Genomic DNA, 23,386 nt, shown 5'->3' on the forward strand with positions numbered 1-23,386 from the left:
TGTCTGTTGCGTTGAGGCCATTTTATAGTGGAACCGCCCCTGGGAATCAATGCGCCCGGTCGGGCAACCAATCCCCACGATGGGAAAGTGAAAAAAACAACAGCTGCAACCATCGTCGCCCGTGAGGCGCCAGCCGTATCCCCACATCGCCGCAGCAAATCAAAGGATGTACACCATGACGTCGGTCACTCCGTGCGCCAGTTCTTCCAGCGAGATGAAAGACTTCCTCCAGGCCCATCCAGACACTCAGTACGTCGATCTGCTGATCTCCGACATGAACGGCGTGGTACGTGGCAAGCGCATCGAGCGGGCCAGCCTGCACAAGGTGTACGAGAAAGGCATCAACCTGCCGGCGTCCCTGTTTGCCCTCGACATCAACGGCTCGACCGTTGAAAGCACGGGCCTGGGCCTGGATATCGGCGATGCCGACCGCGTCTGTTACCCCATACCCGGCTCGCTGTGCAACGAGCCGTGGCAGAAACGCCCCACTGCGCAGCTGCTGATGACCATGCACGAAATCGAAGGCCAGCCGTTCTTCGCCGACCCGCGCGAAGTGCTGCGCCAGGTGGTGAGCAAGTTCGATGACCTGGGCCTGGATATCTGCGCCGCATTCGAACTCGAGTTCTACCTGATCGACCAGGACAACCTCAACGGCCGCCCACAGCCGCCGCGCTCGCCGATCTCCGGCAAGCGCCCGCAGTCGACCCAGGTGTACCTGATCGACGACCTCGACGAATATGCCGACTGCCTGCAAGACATGCTCGAAGCGGCCAAGGAGCAGGACCTGCCTGCCGACGCCATCGTCAAGGAAAGCGCCCCGGCGCAGTTCGAGGTCAACCTGCACCACGTTGCCGACCCGCTGAAGGCCTGCGACTACGCGATCCTGCTCAAGCGCCTGATCAAGAACGTTGCCTACGACCATGAAATGGACACCACCTTCATGGCCAAGCCCTACCCAGGGCAGGCGGGCAACGGCCTGCACGTGCATATCTCGCTGCTGGACAAGAAAACCGGCAAGAACATCTTCGCCAACACCGACCCGCTGCAAAGCGACGAGCTGCGCCACGCCATCGGTGGCGTGCTGGAGACCATGCCGGCGTCGATGGCCTTCCTCTGCCCGAACGTCAACTCCTACCGCCGCTTTGGCGCGCAGTTCTACGTCCCCAATGCGCCAAGCTGGGGCCTGGACAACCGCACCGTTGCGGTTCGTGTGCCGACCGACAGCAGCGAAAACGTGCGCATCGAGCACCGCGTGGCCGGCGCTGACGCCAACCCGTACCTGATGCTCGCGGCCATTCTCGCCGGCATTCACCACGGCCTGACCAACAAGGTCGAGCCGGGCGAGCCGATCGAGGGCAATTCGTACGAGCAGCTGGAACAGACGCTGCCGAACAACCTGCGCGATGCCCTGCGTGCGCTGGATGACAGCGAAGTGCTCAACCAATACATCAGCCCGGACTACATCGATATCTTCGTCGCCTGCAAGGAAAGCGAGCTGGCAGAGTTCGAAGTGTCGATCTCCGACCTCGAGTACAACTGGTACCTGCACACGGTGTAAGCCCATGAGCGCAAATGCGGTCCCTTTGATCGGTATCAGCGCCTGCCGCCAGCAGGTGGGGAAAAACTCGTCGCACACGGTGGGCGACAAGTATGTCGAGGCGGCCGGCTTTGCCGGGCTGCCGCTGATTCTGCCGGCTCGCGACGGGGGCAGTGATACCCCTGGGTTGCTGGCCCGGCTCGACGGCATTCTTTTTACCGGCTCGCCTTCAAATATCGAGCCGCATCATTACAATGGCGCCCCCAGCGCGGAGGGTACCCGGCATGATCGCGCGCGCGATCGCCTGACCTTGCCGCTGCTGCAGGCAGCGATTGCCGCCGGTGTGCCGGTGTTTTGCATCTGCCGTGGTTTCCAGGAATTGAACGTGGCCCTTGGCGGCACCCTGCACCAGCGTGTGCAAGCGCTGCCTGGCTACCTCGACCACCGCGAACCTGAGGACGCACCCCTGGAGGTGCAATACGGCCCTCGTCACCCTGTCGGCATCGAGCCTGGCGGGCTGTTCGAGCGCCTGGGCCTGGCTGCGCAATTCGAGGTCAACTCGTTGCACAGCCAGGGCATCGATCGCCTGGCCCCTGGGCTGCGCGTCGAGGCACGGGCCCCGGATGGCCTGATCGAAGCGGTGTCGATGCCGGATGCGCCGGGCTTCGTGCTTGGTGTGCAGTGGCACCCTGAATGGCGTTTCGCCGAAAACCCGGTCTCCGGGCGCCTTTTCCAGGCGTTTCGCGAGGCCTGTATTGCCCATGCTGCACGGGAGGGTGTGCGCCACAAGGCATGCTGACGTCACCCGAAAGTCTCGGATGACCCACCTCCGCTGCAAGCTTTCAATGAGTGAAAGCGGGCCTTGCGCGCAAGGCCTGTGAAAACAATTCCAAAATTTACGGCAAATACTCATGAGCGATTACACAGAAGCCGGCCGCCCACCCGATGTGGCGGCCGACGCGGGCAACACACAGCGCAGCAAGGGCTTGGCCAAAGGTCGCCTGGGCTTGTTGGCCAGCGTGGTGCTGGGCATTTCCACCATCGCCCCGGTCTATACCCTGACCGGCGCGCTTGGCCCTACCGTGCGAGAGGTGGGTGCCCACCTGCCAGCGGTATTCATCGTCGGCTTCCTGCCGATGCTGCTGGTCGCCCTCGGCTATCGCGAGTTGAACTCGGCAGAGCCGGACAGCGGCACTTCGTTCACCTGGTCGGCGCGTGCCTTCGGCCCGATGATCGGCTGGATCGGTGGCTGGGGGCTGGTGGTCGCCACCACCATCGTGCTGTCGAACCTGGCGGGCGTGGCGGTCGATTTCTTCTATCTGTTCCTCGGTCAGATCACGGGCAACCATGGCCTGGCTGCCTTGGCAGACAACCTGCTGATCAATATCGCCACTTGCTGCGTGTTCATTGCCCTGGCGGTGTGGATCTGTTGTCGCGGCATAGCCACCACCATGACGGTGCAGTATGGCCTGGTGGCCCTGCAGTTACTGGTGCTGATCGGGTTTGCCTTCGCTGCCTTCGGTGGCACCACCGCGCCGCCACCGCTGGCGTTCGATTTCGCCTGGTTCAACCCGTTCGGCGTCGAGTCGTTCTCGGCGTTTGCCGCAGGGCTGTCGTTGTCGATCTTCATCTTCTGGGGCTGGGACACGTGCCTGACCGTCAGCGAAGAGTCGGTGGGCAGCGAAGAGGTGCCGGGCAAGGCCGCCACCTGGACGGTGATGTTGATTCTCGGCCTGTACCTGTTCACCGCCATCGCCACACTGCAGTTTGCCGGTATCAGCGAAACGGGCCTGGGCCTGAACAACCCGCGCATCCAGGAGAACGTCTTTGCTCACCTGGCCGGCCCGGTCATGGGGCCGCTGGCGATCCTGATGTCCATCGCCGTGCTGGCCAGCACCGCAGCGTCGCTGCAGTCGACCTTCGTGGCGCCGGCGCGCACCCTGTTGGCCATGGGTTACTACGGTGCGGTACCGCAGAAGTTCGCCAGTGTCTGCCCGCGCTCGCAAACGCCGCGCTACGCCACCATCTGCGCAGGCCTTGCCGCTGGCCTGTTCTACGTGACCATGCGTACCCTGAGCGAGAACGTGCTGGCGGATACCATCACTGCCCTGGGCATGATGATCTGCTTCTACTATTCGCTGACCGCATTTGCCTGCGTCTGGTATTTCCGCGGCAGCCTGTTCGACAGCCTGCGCCATTTCATCATGCGCGGCCTGTGCCCGCTGGTAGGTGGGGTGATCTTGTCGGTGATCTTCGCGCGTACCGCCATCGACAGCGCCTCGCCAGACTTCGGCAGCGGCTCGCATGTGGGCGGGTTGGGGCTGGTGTTCGTGATTGCCGCGATCATTTCGGTGCTCGGCATCGGGCTGATGATGCTGTCGCGCCTGCGGGCGCCGGCGTACTTCCTGGGGGCTACCTTGCGTCAGCAGGCCACGCTGCCACTGCAGGACTAAGCAAATGGGGCCGCTAAGCGGCCCCATTCGTTTTCTAACCGACCAACTGCTTCAGCAATGCGCCGTTGCGTTGTTGCTGCTTCTTCAGCAGCAACCGGTTGGCAACGAACACCGCCTTCAACTCCTCCAGCGCGACGCCGAAGTCATCGTTGATGATCAGGTAATCGTACTCGTCGTAATGCTCCATCTCGCTGACCGCCTCCTTCATGCGCCCGGCGATGATCTCTTCGCTGTCCTGGCCACGGCCATCCAGCCGCTGACGCAGGGCTTCCTGGCTCGGCGGCAGGATGAACACCGACAGTGCCTCGGGCATCAGTTTGCGCACCTGCTGAGCACCCTGCCAGTCGATCTCCAGGATCAGGTCGTAACCCTGGTCGAGGGTGTGCTGCAGCGCGCTGCGCGAGGTGCCGTAGAAGTTGCCGAACACTTCGGCATGCTCGAGGAAGTCGCCTTGCTCGATCAGCGCCTTGAATGTTTCGTGCACGACGAAGTGGTAGTTCACCCCGTGCTGCTCGCCCGGGCGCATGGCGCGGGTGGTGTGCGAAACCGAGACGCGGATTTGCGGGTCGTCCTGGGTCAGGGCAGTGACCAGGCTGGTCTTGCCGGCACCCGAGGGTGCCGAAACGATGTAGAGGGTGCCGCTGCTGTGATTCATGGTCGGGGTGGCCTTACTCGATGTTCTGTACTTGTTCACGCATCTGTTCGATCAATACCTTGAGGTTGACCGCCGCTTGCGTGCTACGCGGGTCGAAAGCCTTGGAGCCTAGGGTATTGGCCTCGCGGTTGAGTTCCTGCATCAGGAAGTCCAGGCGCCGGCCAGCCGCACCGCCCGACTTGAGCACGCGACGCACTTCGGTGACGTGGGTGCTGAGGCGGTCGAGCTCTTCGGCGACGTCGCTCTTCTGCGCCAGCAGCACCATCTCTTGCTCCAGGCGCTGCGGGTCGAGTTCGGCCTGCATGTCGCCGAAGCGGTCGAGGATCTTCTGCCGCTGGGCGGCCAGCATCTGCGGCACCAGGGCGCGCAGGGTGGTGACCTCGCTGGCCATGTTGTCCAGGCGCTCGTTGATCAGCCGGGCCAGCTCCTGGCCTTCACGCAGGCGCCCGGCCTTGAGCTCGGCCAGCGCTTCGTCGAACAGCGCCATGGCTTCGGCGTTCAGGGCCTGGGGGTCGCTGGCGTCGGCGACCAGCACGCCCGGCCACGACAGCACTTCCAGCGGGTTCAGCGGTGCCGGTTGCTTGATCAGGCCTGCGACCTCTTCGGCGGCGGCGACCAGTTGCGCCGCGCGCTCGCGGTCGACCTTGAGCGGCTTGCCGGTACTGTCTTCGTTGAGGCGCAAGGTGCATTCCACCTTGCCGCGCGACAGCCCTTGGCGCAGGCCTTCACGGACTGCCCCTTCGAGGTCGCGCAGGGCCTCGGCCAGACGCAGGTGCGGTTCCAGGTAGCGGTGGTTGACCGAGCGCAGCTCCCAGACCAGGGTGCCTTGGCTGCCGGCGCGCTCGACACGAGCAAAAGCGGTCATGCTGTGCACCATGGGGAGTACCTCGCGTAGATGAATGAACGGGGGGAGCCTCTCGGCTGCAAGGCGCAGGATTGTAGCGCAGTGGGGGCTCGGCGCCCAATCCAGCCATGTTACAGAGCTGGAAATGAACAATGGGAAAAGGCGACAGGCCGTCAGGGCTGCGACAATAGGCATGTCCTCCCGGGGCCGTGAGCTCTATAATGCTCGGCAGATTCAAGTCCCAGTACAGGTATCCCAGATGAAACGTCCAAGTGGTCGCGCCGCCGATCAGCTCCGCTCGATCCGCATCACCCGCAACTACACCAAGCACGCCGAAGGGTCGGTACTGGTCGAGTTCGGTGACACCAAGGTCATCTGCACGGTCAGCGTGGAGAATGGTGTTCCCCGCTTCCTCAAAGGCCAGGGCCAAGGCTGGCTGACAGCCGAATACGGCATGCTGCCGCGCTCCACCGGCGAGCGTAACCAGCGCGAAGCCAGCCGTGGCAAGCAGGGTGGCCGCACCCTGGAAATCCAGCGCCTGATCGGCCGCTCGCTGCGCGCCGCACTGGACATGAGCAAGCTGGGTGACATCACCCTGTACATCGACTGCGACGTGATCCAGGCCGACGGTGGCACCCGCACCGCGTCGATCACCGGTGCCATGGTCGCCCTGTGCGACGCCCTGGCGGTGATCAAGAAGCGTGGCGGCCTCAAGGCCGGCAACCCGCTCAAGCACATGATCGCTGCGGTTTCCGTGGGCATGTACCAGGGCGCTGCAGTGCTTGACCTGGATTACCTGGAAGACTCCGCCGCCGAGACCGACCTGAACGTGGTCATGACCAGCGCTGGTGGTTTCATCGAAGTACAGGGCACTGCAGAAGGCGCGCCGTTCCAGCCTGAAGACTTGAACGCCATGCTCGCCGTGGCGCAGAAGGGCATGAACGAGATCTTCGAACTGCAGCAGGCTGCCCTGGCCGACTGACTGTTTCTGTAGATACGAAAAAGCCGACATCGATGTCGGCTTTTTCGTATCTGAATACAACTCAGATGGTCAACGTCCAGTCATAGTCCACGATCAGCGGCGCATGCTGCGAGAAGCGCGGCTGACGCGGCAGGCGGGCGTTACGCACGAAGCGGCGCAGGCCCGGGGTGAGGATCTGGTAGTCGAACCGGTAGCCCAGGTTGAGCATCTCGGCCTGTTCGTTGTCCGGCCACCAGCTGTACTGGTCGCCTTCACGGCTGACTTCACGCAGGGCATCCACGTAGCCCATCTCGCCGGTGATCGCGTCCATCCAGGCACGCTCCGGCGCCAGGAAGCCAGGCGTTTGCTGGCTGTCGCGCCAGTTCTTGATGTCGAGCTTCTGCTGCGCCACGTAGAACGAGCCGCAATAGATGTACTCGCGCCGCTTGCGCCGCTGTTTATCCAGGTACTTGGCGAAGTCATCCATCAACTTGAACTTCTGGTTCAAGTCTTCGTCGCCGTTCATGCCCGAAGGCAGCAGCAGGCTGGCAATACTGACTTTGTCGAAATCTGCTTGCAGGTAACGCCCGTAACGGTCGGCTGTCTCGAAGCCCAGGCCGGTGATGACTGCCTTGGGCTGCATGCGCGAGTAAAGGGCCACGCCACCTTGGGCGGGCACCTCCGCGTCGCAGGCATAAAGGAAATAGCCATCGAGCTGGAAAGCTGGGTCGTCGAGTTCAAAGGCCGAGGCGCGGGTATCCTGAAGGCAGATGACGTCGGCATTCTGGGCTTGTAGCCAGCTGAGCAATCCACGCTCGGCCGCAGCCTGAATGCCATTTACGTTCACACTGATGATCCGCATAAATGGCCCCAAAAATCTCGTGCGTGTATGATACCCGAGCTCAACTCATTTAGCTAAATCCGTGGTGTCCGGGACTTTCCATGCAGCCGTATCAGCGCGACTTCATTCGTTTTGCCATCGACCGCGGCGTTCTGCGCTTCGGTGAATTCACCCTGAAATCGGGGCGTACCAGCCCGTACTTCTTCAATGCCGGCCTGTTCAACACAGGTTCTGCATTGGCGCAGTTGGGGCGTTGCTACGCCGCAGCCATCGTCGACAGCAAGATCCCCTTCGATGTGCTGTTCGGCCCGGCTTACAAGGGTATCCCCCTGGCGGCGACTACCGCCGTGGCCCTTGCCGACCAGCATCAGCTCGATGTGCCGTGGTGCTTCAACCGTAAAGAAGCCAAGGATCACGGCGAAGGCGGCAGCCTGGTGGGCGCGCCCCTGGCCGGTGAGGTACTGATCATCGACGACGTGATCACCGCCGGCACCGCCATCCGCGAGGTCATGCAGATCATCAATGCCCAGCAGGCCAAGGCCGCTGGCGTGCTAATCGCCCTGAACCGCGAAGAACGCGGCAATGGCGAGCTTTCGGCAATCCAGGAAGTGGAGCGTGACTTCGGTATCCCGGTGGTCAGCATCGTTTCGCTGACCCAGGTGCTGGAGTTCCTGGCGGACGACCCGCAGCTCAAGCAGCACCTGCCGGCAGTCGAGGCCTATCGGGCGCAGTACGGCATCTGAAAAAGCGCCGTGTTCAGGCGGCAGTAAGGCCGCCTGACGGTGCTATACCGAGGGCTGGCCCTGCACGTGTACGGGGCCAAGTTTATGCTGATATGATGAGACGAATTCTCATTCACATCTGTAGCCTCCCGTGCAGCACACTTCTTCGGCAAACCACCCTCGGCATCAGGCCATCGACCAGCTCTACAGTCACCACCACGGCTGGCTGCAGGGCTGGCTGCGCAAGCGCTTGGGCAGCGCCGCCGATGCGGCGGATCTGGCCCAGGACACGTTCGTGCGGCTGCTCTGCAGAGCGCCGGGCGAGCCGCTGAACTGCACGACACCGCGCGCCTATCTGGCCACCATTGCCAATCGCCTGGCCCTCAACTTCTACCGTCGCCGCTCGCTGGAGCAGGCCTACCTGGCCGCGCTGGCGCAAACACCCGAAGACCTCGCTCCGTCGCTGGAACAACAAGCGCTGGTGCTCGAAGCCCTCGACGAAATCGACCAGGTCCTTGCCCTGTTGCCCGCCAAAGCCCGCCAGGCGTTCCTGATGGCGCAGCTGGAGGGTTATACCCAGGAAGAGATCGCCAACCGCCTCAATCTCAGCGTGCGCTCGGTGCAGCGCCACCTTGCGCGGGCCTTTGAAGAGTGCATCGTGCTCGCCAGCCAGGGCGCGCAGCATGAGTGATACGCCCATCGACCGTCGCATCGCCCGTGAAGCGGCCCAATGGTTTGTACGCTTGCAGAACAGCAGCGCCGGCGCCGCCGAGCATGCCGCCGGCGCCGAGTGGCGGGCGCGGCACGTGGATCACGAACGGGCCTGGCAACTGGCCGAAAGGTTTGGCGGTCGAGCCCAGCAGCTTGCCGGCAGTGCCGGGCGGGTGGCGCTGGAGCGCCCGCGCAGCCTGGAGCGGCGGCAGGTGCTAAAGACCCTGGCGTTGCTGATCGCCGCCGCCCCCGTAGGCCTTGCGACATACCGCGGGCTGCCGTGGCGCGAGTGGCAGGCGGACGAGCGCACGGCCACGGGGGAGCAACGCTCCCTGCAGTTGCCCGATGGCGGGCAGATTCGCCTGAACACCGGCAGCGCCGTGGATATCGCCTATGACGAGCATGTTCGACGCGTGCGCCTCATCGCCGGCGAGATGCTCGTCGAAGTACCCCATGAGCATGCCGGGCGGCCGTTCATCGTCGACACCGACGAAGCGGAAATTGCCCTGCTCGGCAGCCGCTTTGTGCTGCGTCAGTACCCGCACAGCACTTACCTTGCCGCCCTGGAGGGCGCTGCCCGGGTGCGCCCGCGGCGGTCACCGGGCGATGAGGGCCTGATGCTCCTGGCGGCCGGCTTGCAGACGCACGTCAACAGCCGGGCTGCGCAGCCGCCCATGGCGCTGGCGCAAGATCGTCTCGATTGGTTGAGCCAGGTGCTGCGCGCAGAAAAGATGCGCCTCGATGACTTCATCAACGAGCTCGGCCGCTATCGACCTGGCCTGCTGCGCTGCGATCCGGCAGTGGCCGGGCTGCTGATTTCCGGCGCCTTCCAGTTGCGCGACACCGATCAGGTTCTTCGCGCCCTGAGCCAGACCCTGCCGGTGAACGTGCTCTACCGCACGCCCTACTGGGTCACCCTCACCGCGCGTGCGAACGTGTGAACAGAATGCGTGTCGTGTTTTCCTCAAGCTGCGTGTCCCTCCCATAAACACATCACTTTTACAGGGCAGGGGCGAACACATGGCGACGACGCAGGGCATTCAACCACTGGCGCGGGCAGTACACGCTGCCGCACTGGGTCTGATCATCGCGGGCGGCGGCCTGGCTGCGGCATCGCTGCAGGCCGCCGAGCAAGGCGCGCGGCAGAACCGTGCCTATCAGGTGCCGGCCGGTAACCTCAGCAGTGCCCTCTCTGACTTCGCCAGCCAGGCAGGCATCACCCTGCCCATCGAGCCGGGCCTGGTGGAGGGGTTGCGCAGCCCTGGCCTGAATGCCGCCACCAGCGTGCAGGGCGGCCTGCAGCAATTGCTGCAAGGCACCGGTCTGCAAGCCTCGCCGCAAGGTAATGGCCTTTACCTGCTGACGCCGCAGGCAACGGCTGGCACAGGCCTGGAGCTGAGCGCGACCAACATTACCGGCCAAGGCCTGGCGGCGACTACCGAGCACAGCGGCTCCTATACCACCGGGGCCATGCAGACGGCCACCAAACTGCCCTTGAGCCTGCGCGAAACGCCGCAGTCGGTCAGTGTGGTCACGCGCAAGCGTATGGACGACAAGGCCATGAACAGCATCAGCGATGTGGTCAAAAGTGCGCCGGGCATTTTTCTCAGTAACTCCGGCGGTGCAGGGCGGCCCTCGTTCAGCGCCCGCGGTTTCAACGTCGACAGCATCATGTACGACGGTTTTCCCACCAGCTTCCTGACCTACCTGCCCAGCGGGGAAGCCAACCTGGCCATGTATGACCGGGTGGAGATCGTGCGCGGTGCCACCGGGCTGGCCCAGGGCGCCGGCAACCCCGGTGGCGCCATCAACCTGGTGCGCAAGCGCCCGACTCATCAATTTCAGGCCACGCTCACCGGCAGTGCCGGTAGTTGGGACGATTACACCGGCACGCTGGACGTCGGCGGTCCGCTCAATGAAAGCGGCACCCTGCGCGCACGTACCGTGGTCTCGCGGCAGGACGCCAAGAGCTTCCGTGACGCGGTGGAGAGTGATCATGAGCTGTTCTACGGCGTGGTCGACGCCGACCTGAGCGAAAGCACCACCCTGACGCTCGGTGCCTACCGGCAGAAGAACCACACCAACTATATCTGGGGCGGGTTGCCCATGGCCCGTGGCGGTGGCCATCTGGGGCTGCCTCGCGACACCTTTCTCGGCCATGACTGGGAGTATTCGGACGATCGCACCACCGGCTATTTCGCCACCCTGGAGCACGGCTTCGCCAACGACTGGTCGCTGCGCCTGGCAGCCATGCAGTCGAAGACCGACACCGATGTACTGGCCTCTTCGGTCTGGGAATACGATCGCCATTACCTGTGGACAGAGGCCATGGAACAGAAGGAAACCGGCTATGACCTGGCGCTCAGCGGCCCCTTCCAGTTGCTTGGTCAACAGCATGACGTCACCCTGGGCGTCAGCAAGCGCCAGTTGGATTACCGCTCTGGCAAGGCCTGGAGCGCCTACATCGACGCTGGCATCAATCCCTTCGAGTGGAGCCCTCGTGGGCATGCCAAGCCCGATTACGTCACTGGCCCTAACGGCCTTCCCGAAACCACCACCCAGGACAGCGTCTATGCCAGCACTCGGTTGCGCTTGAGCGAGCCGCTGTCATTGATTCTCGGCGGCCGCGTCGACTGGTACGCGTTCGACGATAGCGAAAGCAGTGAGAACAACTACAAGATCACGCGCAATCTGACCCGCTATGCCGGCCTGGTCTACGACCTGGACACCCACCACTCGGTCTACGCAAGCTACACCGATATCTTCAAGCCGCAGACCAGCAAAGGCCTGGACAGCAAAGTGCTTGACCCGGTAATGGGTGAGAACTACGAAGTGGGTATCAAGGGCGAGTACTTTGGTGGTGCGCTGAACGCCAGCATAGCGGTGTTTCAGATCGACCAGAAAAACCGTGCCCAGGAGCTGCCTGACGCCAAAGGTTGCGGGGCGGGCCCCGCCAGTGCCTGCTACGAGGCTGCCGGCCTGGTCCGCAGCAAGGGCATCGACCTTGAAATCCAGGGCGCACTGACCGACAACTGGCAACTGGCCGCCGGCTACACCTACACCCAGACGAAATACGTCAGCGACGCCAACAAAGCCCGGGAGGGCGAGGACTTCGACCGCACCAAACCGCGCCAGCTGTTCAAGCTGTCGACGATCTACACCCTGCCGGGCGAGCTGCAGCGCTGGCGTGTGGGCGGTGACGTCTACCAGCAGAGCCGCATTCGCACCTCGGGTGGCGCCGGCGCCACGGCCTGGCAAAACCAGCAGGGCTCGTACACGGTGGTCGGCCTGGTGGCAGGCTACCAGGCCAGCGAGCAACTGGACCTACAGGTCAACCTCAACAATCTGTTCGACCGTACCTACTACAGCAGTGTGGCCAATGGCGCCTACAGCCCGTACGACATCTACGGCGACCCGCGCAATGTGAAACTGACTGCCCGCTACAGCTTCTAGGCACCTGAGCGCACAAAAAAAGGCGACCTTTACGGGTCGCCTTTTGGGTGCCTGCCTGAACTGGCCGCTTGATGAATCAGCGTGGCTTGCGATTGGTGATCAACGTGCCCACACCGCTGTCGGTGAAGATCTCCAGCAGCACCGCATTGGGCACGCGGCCGTCGATGATGTGCGAGCTGTTCACGCCACCCTGCACCGCATCCAGTGCGCACTTGATCTTCGGCAGCATGCCGCCGTAGATGGTGCCGTCGGCGATCAGTTCGTTGACCTGCTCGGTGGTCAGGCCGGTCAGGACCTGGCCCTGCTTGTCCATCAGGCCGGCGATGTTGGTCAGCAGCATCAGCTTCTCGGCTTTCAGCGCCTCGGCCACCTTGCCCGCCACCAGGTCGGCGTTGATGTTGTACGACTCACCATTGGCACCGACGCCGATCGGCGCGATCACCGGGATGAAGTCGCCCTTGACCAGCATGTTCAGCAGGTCGGTGTTCACGCTCACGACTTCGCCGACATGGCCGATGTCGATGATTTCCGGGGTGGTCATCTCTGGCGTCTGGCGGCTTACGGTCAGCTTCTTGGCGCGGATCAGTTCCGCGTCCTTGCCGGTCAGGCCGATGGCGCTGCCGCCGTGGCGGTTGATCAGGTTGACGATATCCTTGTTGACCTGGCCACCCAGCACCATCTCCACCACGTCCATGGTCGCCGAGTCGGTGACGCGCATGCCGTCGATGAAGTGGCTTTCGATCGACAGGCGCTTGAGCAGGTCGCCGATCTGCGGGCCACCACCGTGGACCACCACCGGGTTGATGCCCACAGCCTTCATCAGCACGATGTCACGGGCGAAGCCGGTCTTGAGCTCCTCGCTCTCCATCGCGTTGCCGCCGTACTTGATCACCAGTGTCTTGCCGACAAAGCGGCGGATGTAAGGCAGTGCTTCGGACAAAACTTCGGCTACATGGGAAGCGGCATCGCGATCGAGGGTCATGCAGGGCTCCTGTAAGGAACAGATAGTCGGTCAGAACGGCAGTTGCAGCTCAGGGGCAACCCGCAGCAACTGGGCGCGGAAAACATCCTTGATACGTTGCAATTCGGCGTCGCTGTCGGCCTCGAAACGCAGCACCAGCACCGGTGTGGTGTTGGAGGCGCGTACCAGGCCCCAGCCGTGGTCGTAGTCGACCCGCACACCGTCGATGGTGGTCAGGTTGGCCGCGCCCCAGTCGGCGTCGCGTTGCAGTGCATCAATGATGCTGAATTTACCCTCGTCGGTCACATCAATATTGATTTCCGGCGTGGAAATATCGTTCGGGAACGCCGCGAACAGGCTTTCGGCGTCCTGGTCGGCCTTGCTGAGGATCTCCAGCAGGCGCGCGGCACTGTAGATGCCGTCGTCGAAACCGTACCAGCGCTCCTTGATGAAAATGTGCCCGCTCATCTCGCCAGCCAGCAACGAGCCAGTCTCTTTCATCTTCTTCTTGATCAGCGAATGGCCGGTCTTCCACATCAGCGCGCGGCCGCCATGCTGTTCGATCAGCGGGGTCAGGCGACGGGTGCATTTGACGTCGAAGATGATCTCGGCGCCCGGGTTGCGCGACAGCACGTCCTGGGCAAACAGCATCAGCAGGCGGTCGGGGTAGACGATGGTGCCGGTGTTGCTGACCACGCCCACGCGGTCGCCGTCGCCGTCGAAGGCCAGGCCGATGTCGGCACCGGTCTGCTTGACCTTGGCGATCAGGTCTTCGAGGTTTTCTGGTTTGCCAGGGTCTGGGTGGTGGTTGGGGAAGTTGCCGTCGACCTCGCAGAACAGCGGGACGACTTCGCAGCCGAGCGCTTCGATCAGTTGCGGGGCGATAACGCCGGCCGCGCCGTTGCCGCAGTCCACCACCACCTTGAGCTTTTTCGAAAGCTTCACGTCGGCGATGATCTGCTGGTAGTAGCGCTCGAGAATCTCGACCTTCTGCACGCTGCCTTCGGCACGGGTCAGGTCGTTGGTTTTCAGGCGGGTCAGCAGGGCTTGGATCTGTTCGTTGGCCAGGGTGTCACCGGCGATGACGATCTTGAAGCCGTTGTAGTCCGATGGGTTGTGGCTGCCAGTCAGCATCACACCCGATTTGCCGGCCAGCACGTTGGCGGCGTAATACAGCGCCGGGGTCGGCACCAGGCCGACGTCGCTGACCCGGCAACCGGCGTCGGCCAGGCCTTTGATCAACTGCTCGACCAGCATTGGGCCAGACAGGCGGCCATCGCGGCCGACAGCGATCTGGGGCTCGCCCTGGGCGAGGGTCTGGGCGCCGATGGCGCGGCCGATCCAGTAGGCGGTTTCGGCGTGGAGGGTTTTGCCGACCACGCCGCGAATGTCATAAGCGCGGAAAATGCTGTCCGGCAGTGCGGGGACCAGCTGGGCCATTTCGTTCATCTCTGGAAGCTCCATTAGTCAAAGGCTGTCTGGGCAGGCGCAAACTGAACGCTTGGACGGTGGTTTCGCCAGAGAGTTCGCCATCCTTGGCCTGAACGGTCAGCTGTCGGCTCAGTGGCTGCCGGAGTGGCCGAAGCCGCCAGTGCCACGCTGGCTTTCGTCGAAGGCCTCGACGATGTCGAAATGCGCCTGCACCACCGGCACCAGCACCAATTGGGCGATGCGCTCGCCAATGGCGATGGTGAATGGGGTGTTGCCGCGGTTCCAGCACGACACCATCAGCTCGCCCTGGTAGTCCGAGTCGATCAGGCCGACCAGGTTGCCCAGCACGATGCCGTGCTTATGGCCCAGGCCCGAGCGCGGCAGGATCATGGCCGCCAGGCCCGGGTCGCCGATGTAGATCGACAGGCCGGTGGGGATCAGCAGGGTCTGGCCTGGCTCGAGGACGGTGTCCTCCTTGAGCAGGGCGCGCAGGTCCAGCCCGGCGGAACCCGGGGTGGCGTACTGCGGCAGGGGGAATTCGGTGCCCAGGCGTGGGTCGAGAATCTTGGCTTGAAGAGCGTGCATGTAACTTATTGAACCTGGTTGAGCCGTTCGGCGATGAAGGCGACCAGTTGCCGGGCGATCTTGCCCTTGCTGGTCTGCGCAAAGAGGGTCTGGTGCTGCTGGCGATCGATCACGGTCAAGGCGTTTTCTTCGCTGTTGAAGCCGATGCTGGGGTTGGCCACATCATTGGCGACGATCAGGTCGAGGTTCTTGTCCTTGAGCTTGCGCGTGGCGTAATCGAGCAGGTGTTCGGTCTCGGCGGCGAAGCCGACACTGAACGGGCGGTCGCTACGGCCAGCAATGGTTGCAAGGATATCGGGATTGCGCACCATCTGCAGCAGCATGCCGTCGCCGGTCGTAGGATCTTTCTTGAGTTTTTGCGCGGCAACGACCTCTGGCCGGTAGTCCGCGACGGCTGCCGAGGCAATGAACAGGTCGCAGGGCATGGCCGCTTCACAGGCCGCGAGCATGTCGCGCGCGCTGACCACGTCGATCCGGTTGACCCGGTCGGGCGTGGGCAGGTGCACCGGGCCGGTGACGAGGGTCACCCGAGCACCGGCCTCGGCGGCCGCTTCGGCCAGGGCGAAGCCCATCTTCCCGGAGCTATGATTGGTGATGTAGCGCACCGGGTCGATGTTTTCCTGGGTCGGACCGGCGGTGATCAGCACGTGTTTGCCGGTCAGCGTCTGGCGCTTGAAGCTTTCGGCGGCGCACCAGGCCAGGTCGGTGGCTTCCAGCATGCGGCCAAGGCCTACGTCGCCACAGGCCTGGCTGCCGGAAGCCGGGCCGAATACCTGGATGCCGCGGCTTTTGAGCAGGTCGAGATTGGCCTGGGTGGCCGGGTCGCGCCACATGGCCTGGTTCATGGCCGGGGCCACGGCAACGGTGGCGTCGGTGGCCAGTATCAGGGTGGTCAGCAGGTCGTCTGCCATGCCTTGGGCCATGCGCGCCATCAGGTCGGCAGTGGCGGGGGCGATGAGCACCAGGTCGGCCCACTTGGCCAGCTCGATATGGCCCATGGCCGCTTCGGCGGCGGGGTCGAGCAGGTCCATGTGCACCGGGTGGCCGGACAACGCCTGCAGGGTCAGCGGGGTGATGAACTCTGCACCGCCACGGGTCATGACGACGCGCACCTGCGCGCCGTGCTCCAGGAGTCGGCGGATCAGCTCGGCGCTTTTGTAGGCGGCAATGCCGCCACCGACGCCGAGAACGATGCGCTTGTGATACAGCCGCTGCATAGGCTTTTGCCTTTTTCCAGTGAAAGCGGGCGGCGACAAGAACTGCCTGCGGCAGAACGTCGCATGTACGAGGCGAACTAGATTAACACAGGGCCCAAACGTGCCGCAGCAGGACCAAGGAGCAGGGATGAGTATCAGGGAATGGCCGGCTGAAGAACGGCCGAGGGAGAAGCTGCTGTCGCGTGGCGTAGCGGTGTTGTCGGATGCCGAGCTGGTGGCTGTGCTGCTGGGTTCGGGGGTTGCTGGGCGTAATGTGATGGACCTGGCGCGAGGGTTGCTGGTGCGCTTTGGTGGCCTGAGGCAGTTGCTCGATGCCGATCGCCAAGCCGTTTTGCGCGAGCCTGGCCTCGGCCCCGTGAAGTACGCCCAGTTGCAGGCCTTGCTGGAGATTGGCCGGCGTTACCTGGATGAGGGTCTCGAGCGCACGCCTGCGCTGGAAAGCCCGGTGGCGGTGCGGCGTTACCTCAAGGCCATGCTGCGGCATGAGGCCAGTGAGGTGTTTGGGTGTTTGTTTCTGGATACCAAACACCGGCCGCTGGCGTTCGAAATCCTGTTCAGGGGCACGATCGACCGGGCCAGTATCTATCCGCGGGAAGTGGTGCGCCGGGCGTTGCTGCACAACGCGGCGGCATTGATCTTGTGCCACAACCATCCGTCGGGCAACAGCGAGCCAAGCCAGGATGATGTGCACATGACGCTAGCGCTCAAGCGAGCGCTGGGGCTGATCGATGTGCGAGTGCTGGACCACGTCATCGTGGGTGACGGCGAGCCGTTGTCGATGGTGGAGCAGGGGTGGATCGTTGCCTAGGTGCTGCGGTGCTTGTGCAGGCCTCATCGCGGGTCAAGCCCGCTCCCACAGGTACTTCACTGTTCTCAAGGGCAGCGACATACCGGTGGGAGCGGGCTTGACCCGCGAAGAGGTCAGCACAGGCAGTTGCACCCTCAGCGGGTCACCGAAACCTTGCTGAAATCCAACCGCCCGAACGGGCTCACCTGGTACCCCTCGACCCCCTGGCGCAGCAAGGTGGCTGCCGTGGGGTGCGCCAGCGGCACCCACAGTGCCTGCTGCTGGATCAACGTCTGCGCCTGCTGGTACAGCCGGCTGCGCACGCTCTGGTCGTTGGTGGTGCGGCCAGCATTGATCAACTGGTCAAGGCGGCTGTCGCAGAACCGCGCGAAGTTGGTCCCAGATTTCACCGCAGCACAGGAAAACTGCGGGCTGAGGAAGTTATCCGGGTCACCGTTGTCACCCGCCCAGCCCATGAACAGCAAATCATGCTCACCGGCCTTGGCGCGGCGGATCAGCTCGCCCCATTCGATCACCCGGATCTCGGCCTTGATGCCGATCTTGCCCAGGTCGGCCTGCAGCATCTGCGCCCCAAGGCTGGGGTTGGGGTTGAGCAGGCTGCCCGACGGGCGGGTCCAGATCGTGGTGCTGAAGCCCTCTGGCAGGCCTGCTTTGGTCAGCAGGGCCTTGGCCTTTTTCAGGTCCATGGGGTAGCCAGGCAGGTCCTTGGCGTAGCTCCAGGTGTTGGGCGGGTAGGGGCCGTTGGCGGCCGTCGCGGTGCCTTCGAACACGGCCTTGAGGTAGGCCGGCTTGTCGAAGGCCAGGTTGATGGCCTGGCGCACCTCTGGCTTGTCCAGCGGCGGGTGTGCGCTGTTGATGGCGACGAAGGCGGTCATGAAGGCCGGCGTGCTGGCAACCTGGAGGCTGCCATCCTTGCTGGCTTCAGCGATATCCAGCGGTTTGGGCGACAGGGCGACCTGGCATTCGTTGCGCTTGAGCTTCTGCAGGCGCACGTTGGCATCGGTGGTGATGGCGAAGATCAGCGGGTCGACGCCAGGCTTGCCAGCGAAGTAGTCGGGGTTGGCGCGGTAGCGCACCACGGCGTCCTTCTGGAAGCGCTGGAAGACGAACGGCCCGGTGCCGATCGGCTGGCTGTTGAGCTTTTCCGGGGTACCTGCCTTGAGCAGCTTGTCGGCATATTCGGCAGAATAGATCGAGGCAAAGCCCATGCTCAGGGTGGCCAGGAACGTGGCATCCGGGTGGGCCAGGGTGAAGCGCACGGTCTGCGGTTCAGGGGCGTCGATCGACTTGATCAGGTTGCCCAGTTGCAGCGATTGTGCGTGCGGGTAACCGCCCGGGGCGGTCTTGTGCCAGGCGTGGGCCGGGTAGAGCATGCGCTGGAAGCTGAACAGCACATCGTCGGCGTTCAGCGCGCGGGACGGTTTGAAGTAGGCAGTGGTGTGAAACTTCACGTCATCGCGCAGCTTGAAATCGTAGATCAGGCCGTCGGCCGACACCGTCCAGCTCGCCGCCAGGCTGGGTACTACCTTGCCCTGGGCCGCATCGAACTCCACCAGGCGGTTCATCAGCACGTCGGCCGAGGCGTTGGTGGTGGTCAGCGAGTTGTACTGGACCACGTCGAAACCTTCGGGGCTGGCTTCGCTGCAAACACTCAGCGCGGCTGCCTGGGTGACGCCTGCGGTAAACAGTGAGGTGAACAAGAGGGAAAGGGCGGCGGCACGCATCGTGACTCCTTGGCTGTCAGTGGCCCATCTGCCAGTGCAGTCTGGAAACGTCCTACCCTAGTGCGCCCGCCTGCAAATGACCACACCCTTTTTTACAAATTCGGCGACGAGTGGTCGACGCCTGACGGGGCCTGCCGCTATGCTGCCCCGGCGCACTCGGCGTCGTGTCAATATTCATCATATGTTGTTGCAGTCGAGTCTTTCTGGTATAAAGCAGCGCTCTTTTCTAGGGGCTCGGCCTGTCGCATCAGCGGATCCGGTCGATAAGACCTCCAGAATCACGGCGCCTGGCGCCAAAGACTGAGAGATTAAGCGGCCAACCCATGCCGGGTTGGGCATGTGGTTTTAGAGGGCTGAGTCATGTCGAGAGTCTGTCAAGTTACTGGTAAGGGTCCAGTAACCGGGAACAACATTTCCCACGCAAACAACAAAACCCGTCGTCGTTTCCTGCCGAACCTGCAGCACCACCGTTTCTGGGTTGAGTCCGAGAAGCGTTTCGTGCGTCTGCGTGTTTCCGCCAAGGGCATGCGTATCATCGACAAGCGCGGCATCGACGCCGTTCTGGTTGACATCCGTAAAGCTGGCGCCAAGGTTTAAGGGAGAACATCATGCGTGAATTGATCCGTCTGGTTTCGAGTGCCGGTACCGGCCACTTCTACACCACCGACAAGAACAAGCGCACCACCCCGGACAAAATCGAGATCAAGAAATATGATCCGGTTGTTCGTAAGCACGTGGTGTACAAGGAAGCCAAGATCAAGTAATTGATCGGCGACCTGAAAAAAAACCCGCATCCGAAAGGATGCGGGTTTTTTTATGGCGTTGGCTCGGTCAGCCGAAGCTGAACCCCTTAATCAGGCCGTTGGCATCGGTCCTGATGTGCACCCGGTTGATATCGTATTCGAGGGTGGACATCTCATTGGGGCCTACCACACGAGTGCGGCCGGTGAGTGCGCTGATGGTGGCTTTAACCCCAGGCTCGTAAGGCGTATCGACCAGATGGGCGAGGGCTTGCAAGGCTTCATCGTTGTTCATGCTTGGTATCCTTCTGAAGTAAATGGCCCGGTGTGGGCAGGGCCATCCTCACGCATGCCAGCTGGCCGGCTGTGTTACATAGTTATTTCTGCTCGAACATTACATAGATCTTGCGGCAAGGCTCCAGCACTTCCCAGGTGCCCTTGAAGCCTGCCGGGATGACGAACCGATCACCGGCACGCAGGGTCTTGGCGCCGCCGTCCTGGTCACGCAGCACCGAAACACCCAGCACGATCTCGCAGTACTCGTGTTCGGTGTAGTTGACCGTCCACTGGCCGACTTCACCTTCCCAGACGCCCGCGGCGAACTGGCCGCACGGGCTGGCGTAGTGGTTGTAGACGGCCTGGTCCGGCTCGCCTTTGAGAATTTTCTCTGCCGCCGGGCGGTAGCGTTCGGCCTCGGTAAGAACCTGGGCGAAGTCGATGATGCTGGCGATGCTCATGGTGCGGCTCCTGTTGTTGTTTAATAAAATGAACATCAGTAGGCGTTTAGGCCTTTCGTGTCAAATATATTGATAGTTTACACGGCCTGGTTTAGGGTATCGCTTGCCCGTGTGCGCTCGTCGCCCGGCCAGAATTTCTGACAACGCCAGTGAGTCCTCAGTGCGGCGTTGCACCTAAACAAGAGGAGGAGTTTCGTATGACCACCCTGACTCGTGCGGACTGGGAACAACGTGCCCAGCAACTGAAGATCGAAGGCCGTGCCTTCATCAACGGCGAATACACCGACGCCGCCTCCGGTGAAACCTTCGAGTGCCTGAGCCCGGTCGACGGACGCTTCCTGGCCAAGGTCGCCAGCTGCGACCTGGCCGACGCCAACCGTGCTGTCGAGAACGCCCGCGCCACCTTCGATTCCGGTGTCTGGTCGCGCCTGGCGCCGGCCAAGCGCAAAGCCAAGCTGATCCGCTTCGCCGACCTGCTACGCAAGAACGTCGAAGAGCTGGCGCTGCTTGAAACCCTGGACATGGGCAAGCCGATCGGCGATTCCTCGAGCATCGACGTCCCAGGTGCGGCACAAGCCCTGCACTGGAATGCCGAAGCTATCGACAAGGTTTACGACGAAGTCGCGCCGACGCCGCATGACCAGCTCGGCCTGGTAACCCGTGAGCCGGTGGGTGTGGTCGGCGCCATCGTGCCGTGGAACTTCCCGCTGCTGATGGCATGCTGGAAGCTCGGCCCAGCCCTGGCCACCGGTAACTCGGTAGTCCTGAAGCCGTCCGAAAAATCGCCACTGACCGCCATCCGCATCGCCCAGCTGGCCATCGAAGCCGGTATCCCGGCCGGTGTGCTGAACGTGCTGCCAGGCTACGGCCACACAGTAGGCAAGGCCCTGGCCCTGCACATGGACGTCGACACCCTGGTGTTCACCGGTTCGACCAAGATCGCCAAGCAACTGATGATCTACGCTGGCGAATCGAACATGAAGCGTATCTGGCTGGAAGCCGGTGGCAAGAGCCCGAATATCGTCTTCGCCGACGCGCCAGACCTGCAAGCTGCCGCCGAAGCCGCCGCCAGCGCCATCGCCTTCAACCAGGGCGAAGTCTGCACCGCAGGCTCGCGCCTGCTGGTCGAGCGTTCGATCAAGGATACCTTCCTGCCTATGGTGGTCGAGGCCCTCAAAGGCTGGAAGCCTGGCAACCCACTGGACCCGCAGACCACCGTCGGCGCGCTGGTCGACAACCAGCAGATGAACACCGTGCTGTCGTACATCGACGCCGGCCACAAGGACGGCGCCAAACTGCTGGCGGGTGGCAAGCGCATCCTCGAAGAGACCGGCGGCACCTACGTCGAGCCGACCATCTTCGACGGCGTGACCAACGCCATGAAGATCGCCCAGGAAGAGATCTTTGGCCCAGTGTTGTCGGTGATTACCTTCGACACTGCCGAAGAAGCCATCGCCATCGCCAACGACACGCCGTATGGCCTGGCCGCCGGCATCTGGACCTCGGACATCTCCAAGGCCCACAAGACCGCCCGTGCCGTGCGCGCTGGCAGTGTCTGGGTCAACCAATACGACGGCGGCGACATGACCGCACCGTTCGGCGGCTTCAAGCAGTCGGGCAACGGCCGTGACAAGTCGCTGCATGCGCTGGAGAAGTACACCGAGCTGAAGGCGACCTGGATCAAGCTGTAAATCGCTGGGGCCGCGCTGCGGCCCACTCGCGGGGCAAGCCCGCTCCCACAGGCTCATCACCACTGATTTCAGAATCTCGGTGATGAGCTTGTGGGAGCGGGCTTGTTCCGCGAGTGGGCCCAAGAAAATCCAACAGGAAGAACACATGCGCTGGGGCACCTACTTCGCCGTACTGGCATCCGTACTCAGTGTCGGCCTGGCGCTCGGCGTGAGCATGCCGCTGGTGTCCCTGCGCCTGGAAGGGTGGGGCTACGGCAGTTTCGCCATCGGCGTCATGGCCGCGATGCCTGCCTTGGGCGTATTGCTGGGCGCCAGCCTGGCCAGCCGCCTGGCCGGTTGGGTCGGCGTGCCCTCGGCGATGCGCCTGTGCCTGTGGGGCGGTGCGCTGTCGATCGGCCTGCTGGCGCTGCTGCCCAGCTACCCGCTCTGGCTGGCTCTGCGCCTGTTGATCGGCATGTGCCTGACCGTGGTGTTCATCCTTGGCGAAAGCTGGATCAACCAGCTGGTGGTCGAGCAATGGCGGGGCCGGCTGGTGGCGCTGTATGGCAGCAGCTATGCCTTGAGCCAACTGGCCGGGCCATTGGTGCTGGGCTTTCTCGGCTCGGACGACGATTTCGGTTTCTGGGCCGCGACCGGCTTGCTGTTGCTGGCACCGCTGGTGCTGTTGGGGCGCGGCGGGGCGCCGACCACCGAAGCGTACAGCGTCACTTTCCGCGACCTGTTCGCCTTCTGCCGGCGCCTGCCGGTGATCGCCTGGGCGATTGCCCTGTTCGCTTCGTTCGAGGCGATGATCCTGACCTTGCTGCCGGTCTACTGCCTGCAGCAAGGGTTCACTACCGAGATTGCACTGTTCATGGTGAGCACCGTGGTGGTAGGCGATGCGGTGCTGCAATTGCCCATCGGCGCATTGGCCGACCGCATGTCGCGGCGCACCTTGTTCAGCGGTTGTGCGGTGACCTTGCTGTGCTCAAGCCTGGCGATACCGCTGTTGCTGCACACGCCGGTGATCTGGCCGCTGTGGGTGCTGTTCGGGGCCAGTGCCGGTGGCCTGTTCACCTTGTCGCTGGTGTTGATCGGCGAGCGCTATCGGGATGATGCGCTGGTGCGGGCCAATGCCCACGTGGCGCAGTTGTGGGGCATTGGTTGCCTGCTTGGGCCGCTCTTGGCGGGGGCCGGGAGCCAGTGGATCAGCGGGCATGCGTTGCCGTTGCTGATGGCTGTGGGGGCGGCGGGGTTGGTGGTGTTGATTCGGCGGCGGGGGGCTTTCGAGCCGGCTTCGGCTTGAGCATACATGGGGCCGCTTTGCGGCCCTTTC

General features: G+C 63.2%; 22 protein-coding genes and 1 pseudogene. 13 read left to right on the forward strand and 10 right to left on the reverse strand.

Annotation, left to right across the window (positions count from 1 at the left end; genetic code table 11):
* Nucleotides 1-175 precede the first annotated feature (175 nt).
* From HU766_RS09150 to HU766_RS09160, 3 genes are all read left to right on the forward strand, one after another.
* Nucleotides 176-1,558, forward strand: coding sequence for a glutamine synthetase family protein (locus HU766_RS09150; RefSeq protein ID WP_186655612.1), 1,383 nt, complete (start codon nucleotides 176-178; stop codon nucleotides 1,556-1,558).
* 4 nt (nucleotides 1,559-1,562) lie between these two features.
* Nucleotides 1,563-2,336 carry a gamma-glutamyl-gamma-aminobutyrate hydrolase family protein gene (locus HU766_RS09155; protein WP_186655614.1) on the forward strand — a complete coding sequence of 258 codons (774 nt, stop codon included), beginning with the start codon at nucleotides 1,563-1,565 and terminating at the stop codon, nucleotides 2,334-2,336.
* Between the two features lie 112 nt (nucleotides 2,337-2,448).
* A complete protein-coding gene (locus HU766_RS09160; protein WP_033702314.1) occupies nucleotides 2,449-3,990 on the forward strand; it encodes an APC family permease in 1,542 nt (513 codons plus the stop codon).
* 34 nt (nucleotides 3,991-4,024) lie between these two features.
* Here the strand turns inward: HU766_RS09160 and gmk are convergent, their stop codons facing one another.
* Both gmk and HU766_RS09170 read right to left on the reverse strand, forming a co-directional pair.
* A complete protein-coding gene (gene gmk / locus HU766_RS09165) occupies nucleotides 4,025-4,645 on the reverse strand; it encodes a guanylate kinase (protein WP_033702313.1) in 621 nt (206 codons plus the stop codon).
* Between the two features lie 13 nt (nucleotides 4,646-4,658).
* Nucleotides 4,659-5,522 carry a YicC/YloC family endoribonuclease gene (locus tag HU766_RS09170; RefSeq protein ID WP_033702312.1) on the reverse strand — a complete coding sequence of 288 codons (864 nt, stop codon included), beginning with the start codon at nucleotides 5,520-5,522 and terminating at the stop codon, nucleotides 4,659-4,661.
* Between the two features lie 226 nt (nucleotides 5,523-5,748).
* Between HU766_RS09170 and rph the strand changes: the two genes are divergently transcribed.
* The gene (gene rph / locus HU766_RS09175) at nucleotides 5,749-6,471 is read left to right on the forward strand and encodes a ribonuclease PH (protein WP_033702311.1); all 723 of its coding nucleotides are present in this window, start codon (nucleotides 5,749-5,751) and stop codon (nucleotides 6,469-6,471) included.
* A gap of 61 nt (nucleotides 6,472-6,532) precedes the next feature.
* Here rph and HU766_RS09180 read toward each other — a convergent pair whose 3' ends face one another.
* Nucleotides 6,533-7,312: an exodeoxyribonuclease III gene (locus HU766_RS09180; protein WP_033702309.1), complete on the reverse strand. Its 780-nt coding sequence runs from the start codon at nucleotides 7,310-7,312 to the stop codon at nucleotides 6,533-6,535.
* Between the two features lie 80 nt (nucleotides 7,313-7,392).
* Between HU766_RS09180 and pyrE the strand changes: the two genes are divergently transcribed.
* The 4 genes from pyrE to HU766_RS09200 all read left to right on the forward strand — a co-directional run bounded on the left by pyrE (nucleotide 7,393) and on the right by HU766_RS09200 (nucleotide 12,177).
* Complete coding sequence (pyrE, locus tag HU766_RS09185; RefSeq protein WP_016394033.1) at nucleotides 7,393-8,034, forward strand: orotate phosphoribosyltransferase; 642 nt, start codon at nucleotides 7,393-7,395, stop codon at nucleotides 8,032-8,034.
* Nucleotides 8,035-8,164: 130 nt separating this feature from the next.
* The gene (locus tag HU766_RS09190) at nucleotides 8,165-8,704 is read left to right on the forward strand and encodes a sigma-70 family RNA polymerase sigma factor (RefSeq protein ID WP_052040640.1); all 540 of its coding nucleotides are present in this window, start codon (nucleotides 8,165-8,167) and stop codon (nucleotides 8,702-8,704) included.
* Nucleotides 8,697-9,665, forward strand: coding sequence for a FecR domain-containing protein (locus tag HU766_RS09195; RefSeq protein ID WP_186655617.1), 969 nt, complete (start codon nucleotides 8,697-8,699; stop codon nucleotides 9,663-9,665). The genes HU766_RS09190 and HU766_RS09195 overlap by 8 nt, the downstream gene beginning before the upstream one ends.
* 79 nt (nucleotides 9,666-9,744) lie before the next feature.
* On the forward strand, nucleotides 9,745-12,177 hold the full coding sequence (locus HU766_RS09200) for a TonB-dependent siderophore receptor (protein ID WP_186655620.1): 2,433 nt from the start codon (nucleotides 9,745-9,747) through the stop codon (nucleotides 12,175-12,177).
* 76 nt (nucleotides 12,178-12,253) lie between these two features.
* On the opposite strand, the gene argB is transcribed toward HU766_RS09200, so the two are convergent.
* The 4 genes and pseudogenes from argB to coaBC form a co-directional block, all read right to left on the reverse strand.
* Nucleotides 12,254-13,159 carry an acetylglutamate kinase gene (gene argB / locus HU766_RS09205; RefSeq protein WP_027592158.1) on the reverse strand — a complete coding sequence of 302 codons (906 nt, stop codon included), beginning with the start codon at nucleotides 13,157-13,159 and terminating at the stop codon, nucleotides 12,254-12,256.
* Between the two features lie 30 nt (nucleotides 13,160-13,189).
* Nucleotides 13,190-14,557 (reverse strand): annotated as a pseudogene (locus tag HU766_RS09210) (phosphomannomutase/phosphoglucomutase); the annotation flags it as partial.
* A 141-nt stretch (nucleotides 14,558-14,698) separates the two neighbouring features.
* Nucleotides 14,699-15,154, reverse strand: coding sequence for a dUTP diphosphatase (gene dut / locus HU766_RS09215; protein WP_027592160.1), 456 nt, complete (start codon nucleotides 15,152-15,154; stop codon nucleotides 14,699-14,701).
* Between the two features lie 5 nt (nucleotides 15,155-15,159).
* Nucleotides 15,160-16,371 carry a bifunctional phosphopantothenoylcysteine decarboxylase/phosphopantothenate--cysteine ligase CoaBC gene (gene coaBC, locus HU766_RS09220; RefSeq protein WP_033702301.1) on the reverse strand — a complete coding sequence of 404 codons (1,212 nt, stop codon included), beginning with the start codon at nucleotides 16,369-16,371 and terminating at the stop codon, nucleotides 15,160-15,162.
* A gap of 127 nt (nucleotides 16,372-16,498) precedes the next feature.
* Between coaBC and radC the strand changes: the two genes are divergently transcribed.
* Nucleotides 16,499-17,179 carry a DNA repair protein RadC gene (gene radC / locus HU766_RS09225; protein ID WP_186655627.1) on the forward strand — a complete coding sequence of 227 codons (681 nt, stop codon included), beginning with the start codon at nucleotides 16,499-16,501 and terminating at the stop codon, nucleotides 17,177-17,179.
* A gap of 134 nt (nucleotides 17,180-17,313) precedes the next feature.
* Here radC and HU766_RS09230 read toward each other — a convergent pair whose 3' ends face one another.
* Nucleotides 17,314-18,903 carry an ABC transporter substrate-binding protein gene (locus tag HU766_RS09230; RefSeq protein ID WP_186655631.1) on the reverse strand — a complete coding sequence of 530 codons (1,590 nt, stop codon included), beginning with the start codon at nucleotides 18,901-18,903 and terminating at the stop codon, nucleotides 17,314-17,316.
* A 360-nt stretch (nucleotides 18,904-19,263) separates the two neighbouring features.
* On the opposite strand from HU766_RS09230, the gene rpmB reads away from it, so the two are divergent.
* Nucleotides 19,264-19,500, forward strand: a complete 237-nt coding sequence (rpmB, locus tag HU766_RS09235) for a 50S ribosomal protein L28 (protein WP_003253504.1) — start codon at nucleotides 19,264-19,266, stop codon at nucleotides 19,498-19,500.
* 11 nt (nucleotides 19,501-19,511) lie between these two features.
* Entirely contained in the window at nucleotides 19,512-19,667 is a 156-nt protein-coding gene (gene rpmG / locus HU766_RS09240; RefSeq protein ID WP_003253507.1) for a 50S ribosomal protein L33, read from the forward strand.
* 67 nt (nucleotides 19,668-19,734) lie between these two features.
* Here the strand turns inward: rpmG and HU766_RS09245 are convergent, their stop codons facing one another.
* The gene (locus HU766_RS09245) at nucleotides 19,735-19,938 is read right to left on the reverse strand and encodes an I78 family peptidase inhibitor (RefSeq protein WP_033702296.1); all 204 of its coding nucleotides are present in this window, start codon (nucleotides 19,936-19,938) and stop codon (nucleotides 19,735-19,737) included.
* Nucleotides 19,939-20,020: 82 nt separating this feature from the next.
* The gene (locus tag HU766_RS09250; RefSeq protein WP_033702294.1) at nucleotides 20,021-20,380 is read right to left on the reverse strand and encodes a cupin domain-containing protein; all 360 of its coding nucleotides are present in this window, start codon (nucleotides 20,378-20,380) and stop codon (nucleotides 20,021-20,023) included.
* Between the two features lie 197 nt (nucleotides 20,381-20,577).
* Between HU766_RS09250 and HU766_RS09255 the strand changes: the two genes are divergently transcribed.
* Nucleotides 20,578-22,071: an aldehyde dehydrogenase gene (locus HU766_RS09255; RefSeq protein ID WP_186655635.1), complete on the forward strand. Its 1,494-nt coding sequence runs from the start codon at nucleotides 20,578-20,580 to the stop codon at nucleotides 22,069-22,071.
* 145 nt (nucleotides 22,072-22,216) lie between these two features.
* Nucleotides 22,217-23,356, forward strand: coding sequence for an MFS transporter (locus HU766_RS09260; RefSeq protein ID WP_186655638.1), 1,140 nt, complete (start codon nucleotides 22,217-22,219; stop codon nucleotides 23,354-23,356).
* Nucleotides 23,357-23,386: the final 30 nt, after the last annotated feature.

The organism is Pseudomonas sp. SWRI77, from assembly GCF_014269105.1.
GTDB lineage: Bacteria > Pseudomonadota > Gammaproteobacteria > Pseudomonadales > Pseudomonadaceae > Aquipseudomonas > Aquipseudomonas capeferrum.

Bases quoted from the DNA above. Each gene is read 5' to 3' on its own strand.
- rpmG (WP_003253507.1), top strand. From the start codon at position 19,512: ATGCGTGAATTGATCCGTCTGGTTTCGAGTGCCGGTACCGGCCACTTC.
- HU766_RS09230 (WP_186655631.1), bottom strand. From the start codon at position 18,903: ATGCGTGCCGCCGCCCTTTCCCTCTTGTTCACCTCACTGTTTACCGCA.
- radC (WP_186655627.1), top strand. From the start codon at position 16,499: ATGAGTATCAGGGAATGGCCGGCTGAAGAACGGCCGAGGGAGAAGCTG.
- pyrE (WP_016394033.1), top strand. From the start codon at position 7,393: ATGCAGCCGTATCAGCGCGACTTCATTCGTTTTGCCATCGACCGCGGC.
- HU766_RS09250 (WP_033702294.1), bottom strand. From the start codon at position 20,380: ATGAGCATCGCCAGCATCATCGACTTCGCCCAGGTTCTTACCGAGGCC.
- HU766_RS09245 (WP_033702296.1), bottom strand. From the start codon at position 19,938: ATGAACAACGATGAAGCCTTGCAAGCCCTCGCCCATCTGGTCGATACG.
- HU766_RS09150 (WP_186655612.1), top strand. From the start codon at position 176: ATGACGTCGGTCACTCCGTGCGCCAGTTCTTCCAGCGAGATGAAAGAC.
- HU766_RS09160 (WP_033702314.1), top strand. From the start codon at position 2,449: ATGAGCGATTACACAGAAGCCGGCCGCCCACCCGATGTGGCGGCCGAC.
- HU766_RS09180 (WP_033702309.1), bottom strand. From the start codon at position 7,312: ATGCGGATCATCAGTGTGAACGTAAATGGCATTCAGGCTGCGGCCGAG.
- HU766_RS09155 (WP_186655614.1), top strand. From the start codon at position 1,563: ATGAGCGCAAATGCGGTCCCTTTGATCGGTATCAGCGCCTGCCGCCAG.
- coaBC (WP_033702301.1), bottom strand. From the start codon at position 16,371: ATGCAGCGGCTGTATCACAAGCGCATCGTTCTCGGCGTCGGTGGCGGC.
- HU766_RS09195 (WP_186655617.1), top strand. From the start codon at position 8,697: ATGAGTGATACGCCCATCGACCGTCGCATCGCCCGTGAAGCGGCCCAA.
- HU766_RS09170 (WP_033702312.1), bottom strand. From the start codon at position 5,522: ATGGTGCACAGCATGACCGCTTTTGCTCGTGTCGAGCGCGCCGGCAGC.
- dut (WP_027592160.1), bottom strand. From the start codon at position 15,154: ATGCACGCTCTTCAAGCCAAGATTCTCGACCCACGCCTGGGCACCGAA.
- HU766_RS09260 (WP_186655638.1), top strand. From the start codon at position 22,217: ATGCGCTGGGGCACCTACTTCGCCGTACTGGCATCCGTACTCAGTGTC.
- HU766_RS09255 (WP_186655635.1), top strand. From the start codon at position 20,578: ATGACCACCCTGACTCGTGCGGACTGGGAACAACGTGCCCAGCAACTG.
- gmk (WP_033702313.1), bottom strand. From the start codon at position 4,645: ATGAATCACAGCAGCGGCACCCTCTACATCGTTTCGGCACCCTCGGGT.
- argB (WP_027592158.1), bottom strand. From the start codon at position 13,159: ATGACCCTCGATCGCGATGCCGCTTCCCATGTAGCCGAAGTTTTGTCC.
- HU766_RS09200 (WP_186655620.1), top strand. From the start codon at position 9,745: ATGGCGACGACGCAGGGCATTCAACCACTGGCGCGGGCAGTACACGCT.
- rph (WP_033702311.1), top strand. From the start codon at position 5,749: ATGAAACGTCCAAGTGGTCGCGCCGCCGATCAGCTCCGCTCGATCCGC.
- rpmB (WP_003253504.1), top strand. From the start codon at position 19,264: ATGTCGAGAGTCTGTCAAGTTACTGGTAAGGGTCCAGTAACCGGGAAC.